Source organism: Pectinatus sottacetonis (genome assembly GCF_015732155.1).
GTDB classification, from domain to species: domain Bacteria; phylum Bacillota; class Negativicutes; order Selenomonadales; family Selenomonadaceae; genus Pectinatus; species Pectinatus sottacetonis.
The window spans coordinates 1,347,253-1,359,248 of sequence record NZ_WIQK01000001.1 but is presented as its reverse complement, the minus strand read 5'-3'; the positions used below and the strand labels follow the sequence as shown (position 1 = coordinate 1,359,248).

The following is an 11,996-nucleotide window of genomic DNA, read 5'->3' as shown; positions in this document are numbered from 1 at the left end:
TTTACCAGTAGAAGAAAGGACGATTTATATGCGTATTATATTGACCGCTATCCCTTTTATTTGGATAATTTTATCTCTACCATTTGTTAACCACATTCAACCACTTATATTCGGACTGCCATTTGTGGCTTTTTGGATACAGCTTGGTGTTGTCATCACAGTCTTTTGTATTCATCGATTATACGTAATGGATACTAAAAAATAATAGGAAGGACGTGTTGTAAATGAATGAACTGGCGATAATAATTTTATTTATTTTTATTATAGGAACTTCTATCTTAGGTGCTATTCCCGGCATGCGCAGCACGCTCAGTCCCGAAAGCTGGGCTGTGGGCGGACGTGATTTTGGCCGGTGGATGAATTGGTTTATAATGGCCGGAGAAGTATATACCGCATTTGCCTTTTTAGGGGCAAGCGGCTGGGCTTACCAAAAAGGCGGACCTGTTTTCTATATATTAGGTTATGGTGCTTTAGGTTATATGGTTGGATATCATATACTTCCAAAAATATCTGTATACGGACGTCGTCATAATCTCATAACTCAAGGCGATCTGGTAGAATATTTATACAACAGTCGCCCACTTGGCATATTGGTATCATGTATTGGTGTAGCTTTCCTTCTGCCTTACCTGCAACTGCAGCTTACCGGTCTGGGCCTTATTGTAGAAGTTGCCTCTTTTGGTGCTATAAGCAGGGTAACGGCTATGCTCATAGCTTTTATCATGGTTGCTTTATTCGTTTTTCTCAGTGGCTTAAAAGGTGTTGCTTCTACTGCAGTAATTAAAGATGTTATGATGATGGGAGCAATGGTATTTTTTGGTATATACCTGCCTTATCATTATGCTGGCGGTATTGGTCCGCTTATGAACCAAATACAAACTATTAACCCAAATTTCTTAATATTCCCCGGCGGAACTTCAGTCCTTGACGTAAGCTGGGCTATGTCTACGTTAGTAGTTATGGCTGCCGGATTCTATATGTGGCCACACTTTTCTACTAATACATTCAGTGCTAAAAATCCCGATGTATTAAAACATAATGCTGTCTGGCTCCCTGTCTGCCACTTACTTTTAATTTTTCCTATGTTAGTCGGCTTTACTGCTCTTATCGTTTATGCCCACAACCCGCTTCCTTCTGCTGATATGGCCTTTTTATTCCTTGTCAAAGACACTTTTCCCGGATGGGTACTGGGGATTGTTGGCGGAGCTGGAGCTTTAGCCTGCATGATTCCCGCAGCCGATCTGCTCTTATCTACTTCACTATTGATTTCCCGTAATATTTATGCAAAAGGTTTACGAAACGGGCATGATGTTTCCAGTCACCAAATAAAACAAGTCGCCCGATTTTTAATTTTATTATTAACAGCCGCCGCTCTTTATTTGTCAATCTTTCACGGTAAACTGCTCGTAAATCTGCTTCTTACCGGATACTCCGGTGTTACACAGTTCTTTCCTATTATTGTCTTAGGTATGTTCTGGAAAAAAGCCAGCAAACTAGCTTCTATATGTGGTCTTATTGTTGGTGAAGGCCTTGTATTTTATCTTATACTTAATGGAATGTCCGCTCCGGCTATTGCTGGCTATCATTTAAACGCTGGTTTTATCGCATTATCCGCTAATATGATCGTATTTATTATTGTAAGTCTTATAACTAAAACCGGTAAAACCAATTTGGCATAATAAAAAAGTTTCTAAACTAATTTTCTAGTTTAGAAACTTTTTTTCAAATCATCCTTATTTTTACATCAGCAGCTATTTTTTCTACATCAAAAATAATAAATTATTCTCAACTCATAAGACTTCCGCCTGTTAAATTTATTGCCTGCCCCGTAATATATGAAGATTTGTTACTTGCTAAAAACATAACTAAATTTCCCACTTCATCATATTCACAAACACGCCCCATTGGTATTGTCTTACAAAAATATGGCATTACTTCTTCTGGTTTAAGATTACGTTTTTTAGCATAATCATTTATTTGTTTATCCCACATAGGTGTTTTTACTACGCCTGGACAAATAGCATTAACTCTTATATTTGCCGGAGCAAATTCTACGGCAACAGACTGTGTAAGGCCAATAACACCAGCCTTACTTGCACAATATGCTTGATAACGTGCCCCAGCTTTTTTACCAGATTGAGAAGAAAAATTAATAATACTCCCGCCTCCTGTCTGCATCATATAAGTAACTGCACACTGGCAGCCTAAAAACATTCCTTTTAAATTCACAGCTAAGGTTTTATCCCATATTTCTTCTGAACAGTCCAAAAAAGGAATAATTATTGAAATACCTGCACAATTTACCCACACATCAATACTGCCAAATTTTTTCATAACAGTATCTCCAACAGTGAAAACCTCCTTTTTATCTGTTATATCAATTTTTTTCTTTAATACTATTCCATTTGTTTTTGATATAGCCGTCTCAGTATTATTTAAACCATCTTCATCTATATCCAATAATGCTACCTTTGCGCCTTCGTTAGAAAACATCTTTGCTATATGAGCCCCAATCCCACTGCCAGCTCCAGTTATAACTATAGTTTTATTTTTCATAAGCATATCTTTATCGTCCCTTTTGTTTTCTTATTGTCTCAAAAATTTACTACTACTCTAAATTTATCCGCTTTAGCTGCTGACTCAAATGCATCTTGTATTTTTTCTGCTGGATAAACTTCACTTACAAAAGGTCTTAAATTTATTACTCCTTCAGACACCATTTGCGCCGCTCTCATAAAATCGCGATCATTAGAATTAGCTGTTCCCAATATTTGTATGGATTTTCCATGCACCCAGTTAGGATCAAACAATACTGGCTCAGCAGGATGAATAGAACTATATAAAACAATTTTTCCGACATTGCTTACACATTTAAACGTGTCTTGTATAACTATGGGGATAGGTGTTGTATCAAAAATTACTTGAGCCTTTATCCCGCCTGTAATTTTTTTTACTTCTTCTTCTATATTATTCTTCATCGGATTCACAATATATGATGCACCTAATTTTTTAGCCAGTTTTAATCTTTCTTCATTAACATCTGAAACAATAACAGTTGCACCTTTTTTCTGACAGAGCAATGTATGAAGCAGACCCATAATACCACAGCCGATTATCAATACAAAATCTCCCATTTGTACATTTGCTGTTTCTACACTATGAATAACACAGGATAATGGTTCTATTATACAAGCTTCATTTGGATCTACATTTCTATATTTAAATATACAATCAGGAGAAACAAGCAAATACTCACTTAAACCTCCCATTCCTCTATATGGAAGTCCCTCTAAATGAGCACTATGATCAAAATGTTCGCAGCTTTGTGAATTTCCTGTTTTACAATAATAACAATTACGACATTGTAACGTAGCACCTACAACTACTTTATCACCAACTGCCCATTCTGTTCTATTTACATCATCACCCATAGCAACTATTTCTGCTGCTATCTCATGCCCTCCAATAAAAGGAAATTCCACTTTATTTACTCCAGTATATACTCTTTGTTCCCATGTACAAATAGCACAAGAATTTACTTTTACTAAGACCTTATTGCCTTTAGCTGTGGGAGTTTTACATTCTTCCAAAGTAATTTTTCTAATACCTGTAAATACGGCTGTTTTCATTAAATTTTCCTCCCAAATTTATCCTAAAATTCCTGTAACCCCTAATATAATTCCTATTATTGCTAAAATTCCCATAACAGTAGTTGACTTCATTTGTCTATTCTTCAATAAATATAACGCAAGTAGTGTTATTCCTAAAGGGATCATCCCTTTAAACAATTTATCTAATATGTCTGTCTGCAATGATAGATGCGCCTGTCCCAAAGGAATACTCATAGTCGATTGAGCTTTTACATAACTTGCTGTCAAAGAACCCAGTACAGTTGCTCCCATTATTGAAGCTGCTGCCATGAGCTGTTTCATTTTTCCCCCGCCCAATATAACCTGCACTCCATCTTTGCCTGTCTTATAACCACGCATGTACATAATATAAGCAAGCATCAACATTATAATAGCTTCTGATATACCAAACACAGCAGCTCCCAGCATATTCCCAGCAGAAGCAATACTAATACCTACAGCCAGTAATATCGGTTGTAATGTTCCTTGCCATAAAGTATCGCCTATCCCAGCAAAAGGTCCCATTAAGCCTGTTTTTACACTATTAATTGCATCATCAGGAATATCTGCTCCATTTGCCTTTGCTTCTTCCATTGACAATACCATACCATTTATTATCCCACCAAAATGAGGTTCCGTATTATAAAATTGCATGTGCCTTTGCATAAAAGCTTTTTGTGCTTTTTCGTCTCCTGGATATAATTTTTTTGGCAAATGCGACATAGAAAATAATACTCCACTGGCTTGTAATCGTTCATAATTATAATTTGCATGAGAAAAAAAGGTCCATTTCCAAAATGCTTTAAGGACATCTTTCTTGCTAAGAGTTATTTTATTATTCATATGAATCCGCTCTCCTTTTTACCTTAAAAATCATCATTATCGTCAGCTGATGAAACAGCTACTTTTTTATTTTCTACATTTACCATAATACCTGTATACAAATAAGCAACTATTCCAGCAATAATTGCAACCGGCATAGTTGTAAGTCCAAGATATACAGTAATAACAAAACCTAAAACAAACCATAAAAGAATTCCTGGCTTATTTATTGCCCGTAAGTTCATAGCTATACCGATAGCAGGAAGTATTCCCCCTATTACTTCAAGCACTTTAAGAGGTGTTCCATTTAATACAGCAATGATGTTAGAAACTATACCAGCTCCATAATAACAACCCAATGTAACCGGAACAACACCAATTAAAAATGCTACTATTTGTGGTGGTACAATGTGCAAAAAACTAGCCTTTTTCATATCACCATTCAACGCACACTTATCAATCATATGGACAAAGAATACATCCACAGTCATATGAACAACCCATATAATCGTTCCCAAAATTCCCAATGGAACAGCAATCGTTATTGCTACAGCCGGACTTACTCCTGCGGCCATAGCCAGTGCAGTCCCCAAAGTTCCTGCTAAACCAGGATCAGTAGGCGGAGCTCCTCCAGCTGAAATATACGCTATAAATGGAAGATTAATTGCTGCCCCTATTATTGCACCAGTCAGTGGATCACCTAAAATTATACCTACAACAAGTCCTGATACTAATGGTTTTTGAATAATTGTACTTCCTAAACAAGTTAACCATGGTGTTCCGTTAATTCCCAAATAATAAACTACACCAATCAAAAATGCTTGTGCTAAGGATATTTCCATTGCTTTTCTCTCCTTTTAAAATAATTAAAATTTTACAAATATTTAGCTACATTAATCTTATTATCTTCAGCAATAATTTGAATTTCCAAATTGCAACCTTTATTTAATATTTTTTTAAATATTTCTTTTTCTTCATCCGAAGCCGATATATTTTTATAAAATTGATGCCTATTTATATTTGCTCCCATTCCTCCTATGTTTATTTGTTCAAATTTAATTCCCTTATCCATAAGACATTCTAATGTTTTAGGAAATTTTACCAATATTATGACCTTATCAATATCTTTAAATCCTTTTTGTAATCTTTCAGCTGCACGTTCCACTGAAAAAACTCCTAACCCTATATTTCCAGGTACTGCACTTTTTAAAACATTTTTCATAAATGGATCGTCTGCTACTCCATTATCAATTACCATTATTTTTGTTGCTTGTGTAAAATTTAACCAAGATGTCATTACCTGTCCATGTATAAGTCTGTCATCAATTCTTACTAATACTACATTTTTCATCCTACTTTCCTCCTAAAAATCATTTTCAATATTTTCCTGCATATTATCAAATACTTTATTCAGTGATACCAATGATTCTTTACCAACCGCAATACATTGTTTAAAAAGTTCATCAAGACATAATTCCGAATTTCTTGTTAATACGGCATGACATATCATTGGTAAATTTGCTCCGGCAATTGCCTTAAAATTATTACTTCTTAATAATTTTAAAATAACATTAGACGGTGAACCTCCCAACATATCTACAAAAACTAAAATCCCCTGTCCTCTGTTAAGATTTTTAAGTGCTGATAAAACCTTTTCATTAAGAATTTCTATACTATCTCCATGATAAAATCCTATTGATTCAAAGTATTCTTGTTTTCCTGCAAGTAATTCAGCCGCATTTTTTAAACCATCAGAAAAACTTCCATGTGTAATTACCAAAATACCAATCAATTAAAATCCCTCGCTTTTATAATTTTCTTATATTAATATTATTCATATATTCTTCCACTTTTTTCATATTTCCCAGTGCATTGCTTTCCGCAACATTTGCTCCTGTTGCCGCAGATTTCTTCAATGACGATTCTATAGTACCGCCGTACAAAAATCCACTTAAAAAAGCTGCCAATGCTGAATCTCCTGCACATGCAGAGCTAAGCAACTCCACCTTCTGCGCTGTGGAAAAATAAATATCCTTACCATTTGTGAAATACGCGCCTTTATCTCCCATAGTAAGTAAAATATTCTGCGCACCTTTATATACCAATTCTGTTAATGCCTGCATAGCTGTTTCATCTGATTTTATTTCATAACCAAATATGGCATTTATTTCATCATCATTCGGTTTTATTAAAAACGGCCTGTACTTTAATAACTCTTTCAATTTTGGGGAACTTATATCTAAGATTAATTTTATGTTTTTCATTTCACATATTTCAGCTATTTTATCATAATATTCTTCACTGACCCCAACTGGCAGGCTGCCACTTATTGATAAATATTCGCAATCATCGAGCTGTTTTAATTTAAATAAAAGTTCCTGCTGGTATTTCTCTGCAACTAACGGCCCCTTATTGACAAATTTGTATTCATCTTTTCCTGCATTTAGAAAAACATTTATTCTCGTTACTGTATCTATCCATACCGGACTTACTTCTATACCTGTTTTTTTCAATTCATCAATAATATATTTACCACTGAATCCGCCAAAAAAACCCATTGCTACCGATTCACAATTAAAATGCTTCAACACTAATGATACATTCACACCCTTGCCATTAGGGGTGTAAACAGGATTCCATGTCCTGTTTACATGATTTTTCCTGATATTTTGTCCTGTAATGTTGAAATCAATTGCAGGATTCATCGTCAATGTATAAATCATTAATTTTCTCCTTGAATCAATATCTCCCTGCACTTTTACAAACATTTATTTTATGGACAACAATTTTTTTCATTGCCTCTTTACCGGGTGTCATATATTTCCGCGGATCACTTTCTGCCGGATTATTAACAAAAAACTCTTTAACTGCATTAGAAAATGGTATTTTCAAATCAGTTGCTATATTCACTTTACAGATTCCCATACTTATCGTTTTTTCTACTAATTCATCCGGTACATCTGAAGCCCCGTGTAAGACCAAAGGTATATCGACCTTAGCTCTTATTGCTTTTAATCTGTCAAAATCAAGTTTGGGCCTTCCCTTATATAAACCATGCGCCGTACCAATAGCCACTGCCAACGAATCTATTTTTGTTAATGCAGCAAAATCAGCGGCAGAATCTGGATCAGTATATATTGCCTCAGCAGCATCTACCACAACATTATCTTCTATTCCTACCAATTTCCCTAATTCAGCTTCTACGGTAACATCATACCTATGTGCATATGAAACAACTTCTTTTACCTTGGCAATATTCTCTTCAAACGGCAGCTTTGATGCATCAATCATGCATGAACTAAAACCTGTATCAATATCTCTTTTTATCACATCTACATCTTCGTGGTGATCCAAATGCAGAGCTATTGGTATTTGACTATTCTGTGCTGCAGCAGAAGCCATTGCTACAAGATAATCTGCTCCTGCATATTCTACTGTTGACGGAGTTGCCGCAATAATAAGCGGAGAACCCATTTCTTTAGCTGCCTGCACAACTACCTGTAATGTTTCCATATTATGAATATTAAAAGCTGGCACAGCATAATAATTTTTTTGTGCTTCAAGTAACATTTGCTTAGTAGATAGTAACATAATTATCATCACTCCTATTAAATTTATCTTTATGCTGTTATTATAAAATAAGTAATGATGAAAATCTTTTCGCAATTTGAAAAATAAAGAATACCATATTAATTATAGTAATTAATATGGTATTCTTTTAAACACTTTCATTGTTTTTTTCTACGAGATAATCAACTATTATTCTTGATATCATCGAAAGCGGAATACGTGAAGTGACATCAAATTCTTTAATAGCTATTTTTTTATGATAATATCCTAATAAACAATGTGATGCATATTGCAACAACGGACTAGCAGAAGAACAAGTAATTACAATAAGCTTTACCTTATTCAAGTAACAGTTTTCAGCAACTTCTATAAGTTCCCGTGTCTCCCCTTTTAATGAAAATAATATTACTAATTGATTATTAGACCTTTGACTTAATTTGACCATAATTGTAGGATCTTCTGTTGCCAATACATTATATCCCAGTAACTGTAATCTCAGGGAAAATTCTTTAACTACCTGCTCTGTTGGTCCTCTGCCAAAAATATAAATTTGTTCATCAAATGCATCAATTATATCATTTACAACATTTAATACATCTTTCAATGATATCCTTTGTAAGACTTCATTTGCTTCTATCAATGTTTTTTTCATTATTTCATTGATACTTATTAACTCTTTATTATCCTTCGGTAAATTAAGTCTGTATCTTAATTCATTAAAACCATTTATGCCACATTTTCTAATTGCCCTGGAAACAGTTGCTGGTGAGGTAAAAGTTTCAAAAGCAATATCCACAATTGACATATCAGATAATTCTGTTTCTTTTTCATTTATATATTGGATAATAGATAATTCTGTTTTCGATAATTTTTCTATTACATGTCTATTAACATTTATAAGCATATTATTTTTATCCACCTGCAATATTTTTAATGGTTCCTATAAGTTTTTACTTACTGTTTTAATCGCACATTATCTATAATTTTATCAGTATGTTTAACTTTATACAACAATTAATCTATTACCGGTAAATATATTTATAAAATCATATCATTATCACAAAAAGGAAATGGCAGCAATTCTTCTAATGTCACCACTTTAGTATCTCCCCTCACATTGGCCATAATGATCTTATTTATCTTAAACTCAGCTATCACTTGGCGGCAGGCCCCACAAGGAGCTGTAGGCTTATCGGTATCAGCCGCTACTGCCAGTGCCAGAAAATCTCTCTCACCTTCAGATACCGCCTTAAAAATTGCTGTACGCTCAGCACAGTTAGTAATTCCATAAGACGCATTTTCAATATTGCAGCCGCTATATATTTTTCCGCTTTTAGTTAAAACAGCTGCCCCAACTTTGAAGTTCGAATAAGGACTATAGGCAAACTGTCTTGCCCTTTTAGCTGCCTCTACTAATTCTTTTTCTGTCATTATATCATTCCCCACTAAAAAATTTTTCTATCTTATTTTTTTCTACACGAGCTAATATTAATGACCGTTGTTCGGGTTTTTTACTACCAATTTTTACCGATCTTTTATACACATTCTCTGCTTGTTCTAGTCTTTCTCTCTTTCCAGTATAAAGGACTGCTAATTTTTCTCCCTTTTTCACTCTATCTCCATATTTTTTGGTAATCAATATTCCAGCAGAAAAATCAATTACACTGTCTTTATTTTCACGTCCAGCACCTAGTATCATTGAAGCAATACCACATTTTTCCACATCCATTTTTGTAATATAACCATCACTATCTGACAAAACAGATTTTTTATAAGGGGCTTTAGGAAACTTTTCTGTATCACGCAATACAGAGATATCACCGCCTTGTGCTGCTACCATCGCAATAAACTTTTCAAAGGCACTTCCATTATTGAGAACTCTTCGTGCCATTTTCTGACATTCAGCAATATTTCCCTTCTCAAGTAGATACAGCATATTAGCTGCCAATTGAATACATACCTCTGTAAGATCATCCGGCCCTTTACCGCACAGCGTATCAACAGCTTCAATGACTTCCAGTGAATTACCAACAGCATGCCCCAGTGGAATATCCATATCTGTGATTAAAGCTGCTGTTTTTTTCTTAGCATGAGTCCCAATTGCTACCATTTTCTGAGCTAGTTTCACTGAATCAGCAAATGTTTTCATAAAGGCACCACTGCCCGTTTTAACATCGAGGAGAATACAATCACTTCCCGCCGCTAATTTTTTACTCATTATAGATGATGCTATTAATGGTATACTATCAACTGTCGCCGTTACATCACGCAACGCATATATTTTCTTATCCGCTGGTGCTAAATTTCCTGTCTGACCGATAATAGCCGCTCCAATTTTATTCACTGTAGCAAAAAATTCTTCTTGACTCAAAGAAGTCCGCATGCCAGGAATAGCTTCCAGTTTATCAATTGTCCCGCCTGTATGTCCCAGTCCGCGGCCTGACATTTTAGCAACTTTACCTCCGCAGGCTGCTACAATAGGTACAACAACCAATGTTGTTTTATCACCAACTCCACCTGTACTATGTTTATCAACTTTCTTACCTGAAATTGCCGATAAATCAATCATGTCACCAGATTTTGCCATTGCTTGCGTTAAAACAGCTAGCTCATGATCATTCATTCCTCTGAACCATATTGCCATAAGCATTGCCGACATCTGATAATCTGCAATTTTACCGCTTATAAATGCTTCTATCATGTATTCAATTTCCACATCTGTCAATCTTCCGCCATGCTTTTTTTTATCAATAATATCAAATATACGCATTTTATGCCTCGCAAAATACTATTTCTATTTCATTATTTTACCAGCCAGACTTTTTCCCTCTGTAACAAATTTAACTGCAAATAAATCCGTGATAGTTGCTGCAATATCTGCAAAAGTAGGACATGTCCCCAAATTCAGCCCTTGTTTTACCTGACTACCCCAGACAAGCAAAGGAGTATATTCGCGCGTATGATCAGTACCAGGAGCCTTAGGATCACAGCCATGATCAGCTGTAATAAATAGAATATCATCATCACTCATTTTTTTCATAAAAGTTCCTAATTGTTTGTCAAACACTGTTGCCGCATTAGCATAGCCGTCTACATCACGCCTATGACCATACTTCATATCAAAATCTACTAGATTGACAAAACACAGTCCCTTAAATTTTTCATCCAATGTAGCAATTGTTTTGTTCATTCCATCTTCATTGCCATCTATTGGAATATGTCTTCCTATACCGCGTGCCGCAAAAATATCTGATATTTTTCCAATACCGATAGTGGTAAAGTCATGCTGCAGCAAGACATCCATCATTGTCTGTGCTGGTGGCTGCAAAGAAAAATCATGCCGACGAGGCGTACGTTCATAATTAGGATATTTACCCGCAAAAGGTCTGGCAATAATTCTCCCTATAGAATGTTCACCACGCATTATCTTACGAGCAATACGACAATATTCATAAAGCCGCTCTACTGGTATAACTTCTTCATGCGCAGCAATCTGTAAAACACTGTCGGCTGAAGTATATACAATTAAAGCCCCTGTTCTTTCATGTTCCTGCCCATAGTCTTTTATTACTTTGGTCCCGGAATAAGGTTTATTGCAAATTATCTTTCTGCCAAAAGCTGTTTCTAATTCGTTGATTACATCTTTTGGAAAACCCTGTGGATAAGTAGGTAGTGGATCTTTAGAAACAATACCGGCAATTTCCCAATGGCCAATAGTAGTATCTTTCCCCATTGATTTTTCTCTCATCCGGGCAAAAGCTCCTACTGGTAATTTTTCACTTGTCATATAATCGACTCCGTCAATATTAAACAGCCCCAATTTTTTCATATTAGGCGTATAATACCGCGGTGATGAAACGATTGAACGCAAAGTATTGCAGTCACCATCCCCAAACTCTGCTGCATCAGGTTCTGCCCCAATCCCAAAACTATCAAGGACTATAATATATGCTCTTTTTATACTCATACTAAAAC

General features: G+C 35.2%; 14 protein-coding genes. 2 read left to right on the top strand and 12 right to left on the bottom strand.

Translation table 11 applies throughout. The features are described 5' to 3' along the window. Positions 1–28 precede the first annotated feature (28 nt). The gene (locus I6760_RS06275) at positions 29–205 is read left to right on the top strand and encodes a DUF3311 domain-containing protein (protein ID WP_196593645.1); all 177 of its coding nucleotides are present in this window, start codon (positions 29–31) and stop codon (positions 203–205) included. Between the two features lie 19 nt (positions 206–224). Next, positions 225–1,679: a sodium:solute symporter family protein gene (locus I6760_RS06270; protein WP_196593644.1), complete on the top strand. Its 1,455-nt coding sequence runs from the start codon at positions 225–227 to the stop codon at positions 1,677–1,679. A 106-nt stretch (positions 1,680–1,785) separates the two neighbouring features. On the opposite strand, the gene I6760_RS06265 is transcribed toward I6760_RS06270, so the two are convergent. The 12 genes from I6760_RS06265 to I6760_RS06210 form a co-directional block, all read right to left on the bottom strand. Then, positions 1,786–2,562 (bottom strand): SDR family NAD(P)-dependent oxidoreductase, encoded by a 777-nt coding sequence (locus I6760_RS06265; protein ID WP_196593643.1) that lies wholly within the window; start codon positions 2,560–2,562, stop codon positions 1,786–1,788. 32 nt (positions 2,563–2,594) lie between these two features. Further along, positions 2,595–3,629 carry a zinc-dependent alcohol dehydrogenase gene (locus I6760_RS06260; RefSeq protein WP_196593642.1) on the bottom strand — a complete coding sequence of 345 codons (1,035 nt, stop codon included), beginning with the start codon at positions 3,627–3,629 and terminating at the stop codon, positions 2,595–2,597. A gap of 18 nt (positions 3,630–3,647) precedes the next feature. Next, positions 3,648–4,472: a PTS system mannose/fructose/sorbose family transporter subunit IID gene (locus tag I6760_RS06255; RefSeq protein ID WP_196593641.1), complete on the bottom strand. Its 825-nt coding sequence runs from the start codon at positions 4,470–4,472 to the stop codon at positions 3,648–3,650. Between the two features lie 23 nt (positions 4,473–4,495). Then, positions 4,496–5,293 carry a PTS mannose/fructose/sorbose/N-acetylgalactosamine transporter subunit IIC gene (locus I6760_RS06250; protein WP_196593640.1) on the bottom strand — a complete coding sequence of 266 codons (798 nt, stop codon included), beginning with the start codon at positions 5,291–5,293 and terminating at the stop codon, positions 4,496–4,498. A gap of 32 nt (positions 5,294–5,325) precedes the next feature. After that, positions 5,326–5,802 carry a PTS sugar transporter subunit IIB gene (locus I6760_RS06245; RefSeq protein WP_196593639.1) on the bottom strand — a complete coding sequence of 159 codons (477 nt, stop codon included), beginning with the start codon at positions 5,800–5,802 and terminating at the stop codon, positions 5,326–5,328. A gap of 12 nt (positions 5,803–5,814) precedes the next feature. Then, entirely contained in the window at positions 5,815–6,243 is a 429-nt protein-coding gene (locus tag I6760_RS06240) for a PTS sugar transporter subunit IIA (RefSeq protein ID WP_196593638.1), read from the bottom strand. 16 nt (positions 6,244–6,259) lie between these two features. Beyond that, entirely contained in the window at positions 6,260–7,174 is a 915-nt protein-coding gene (gene pfkB, locus I6760_RS06235) for a 1-phosphofructokinase (RefSeq protein WP_196593637.1), read from the bottom strand. Positions 7,175–7,190: 16 nt separating this feature from the next. Beyond that, positions 7,191–8,042 (bottom strand): tagatose bisphosphate family class II aldolase, encoded by an 852-nt coding sequence (locus tag I6760_RS06230; protein ID WP_330997948.1) that lies wholly within the window; start codon positions 8,040–8,042, stop codon positions 7,191–7,193. 127 nt (positions 8,043–8,169) lie between these two features. Beyond that, positions 8,170–8,925 (bottom strand): MurR/RpiR family transcriptional regulator, encoded by a 756-nt coding sequence (locus I6760_RS06225; RefSeq protein ID WP_196593636.1) that lies wholly within the window; start codon positions 8,923–8,925, stop codon positions 8,170–8,172. A gap of 134 nt (positions 8,926–9,059) precedes the next feature. After that, positions 9,060–9,452 carry a cytidine deaminase gene (locus I6760_RS06220; protein ID WP_196593635.1) on the bottom strand — a complete coding sequence of 131 codons (393 nt, stop codon included), beginning with the start codon at positions 9,450–9,452 and terminating at the stop codon, positions 9,060–9,062. 4 nt (positions 9,453–9,456) lie between these two features. Further along, entirely contained in the window at positions 9,457–10,791 is a 1,335-nt protein-coding gene (locus tag I6760_RS06215) for a pyrimidine-nucleoside phosphorylase (protein ID WP_196593634.1), read from the bottom strand. A 24-nt stretch (positions 10,792–10,815) separates the two neighbouring features. After that, the gene (locus I6760_RS06210; protein ID WP_231036124.1) at positions 10,816–11,988 is read right to left on the bottom strand and encodes a phosphopentomutase; all 1,173 of its coding nucleotides are present in this window, start codon (positions 11,986–11,988) and stop codon (positions 10,816–10,818) included. Positions 11,989–11,996: the final 8 nt, after the last annotated feature.

What these genes read in the sequence shown, in the direction of transcription:
- I6760_RS06275 (WP_196593645.1), top strand. Translation starts at nt 29, where the DNA reads ATGCGTATTATATTGACCGCTATCCCTTTTATTTGGATAATTTTATCT.
- I6760_RS06270 (WP_196593644.1), top strand. Translation starts at nt 225, where the DNA reads ATGAATGAACTGGCGATAATAATTTTATTTATTTTTATTATAGGAACT.
- I6760_RS06265 (WP_196593643.1), bottom strand. Translation starts at nt 2,562, where the DNA reads ATGCTTATGAAAAATAAAACTATAGTTATAACTGGAGCTGGCAGTGGG.
- I6760_RS06260 (WP_196593642.1), bottom strand. Translation starts at nt 3,629, where the DNA reads ATGAAAACAGCCGTATTTACAGGTATTAGAAAAATTACTTTGGAAGAA.
- I6760_RS06255 (WP_196593641.1), bottom strand. Translation starts at nt 4,472, where the DNA reads ATGAATAATAAAATAACTCTTAGCAAGAAAGATGTCCTTAAAGCATTT.
- I6760_RS06250 (WP_196593640.1), bottom strand. Translation starts at nt 5,293, where the DNA reads ATGGAAATATCCTTAGCACAAGCATTTTTGATTGGTGTAGTTTATTAT.
- I6760_RS06245 (WP_196593639.1), bottom strand. Translation starts at nt 5,802, where the DNA reads ATGAAAAATGTAGTATTAGTAAGAATTGATGACAGACTTATACATGGA.
- pfkB (WP_196593637.1), bottom strand. Translation starts at nt 7,174, where the DNA reads ATGATTTATACATTGACGATGAATCCTGCAATTGATTTCAACATTACA.
- I6760_RS06230 (WP_330997948.1), bottom strand. Translation starts at nt 8,042, where the DNA reads ATGTTACTATCTACTAAGCAAATGTTACTTGAAGCACAAAAAAATTAT.
- I6760_RS06225 (WP_196593636.1), bottom strand. Translation starts at nt 8,925, where the DNA reads ATGCTTATAAATGTTAATAGACATGTAATAGAAAAATTATCGAAAACA.
- I6760_RS06220 (WP_196593635.1), bottom strand. Translation starts at nt 9,452, where the DNA reads ATGACAGAAAAAGAATTAGTAGAGGCAGCTAAAAGGGCAAGACAGTTT.
- I6760_RS06215 (WP_196593634.1), bottom strand. Translation starts at nt 10,791, where the DNA reads ATGCGTATATTTGATATTATTGATAAAAAAAAGCATGGCGGAAGATTG.
- I6760_RS06210 (WP_231036124.1), bottom strand. Translation starts at nt 11,988, where the DNA reads ATGAGTATAAAAAGAGCATATATTATAGTCCTTGATAGTTTTGGGATT.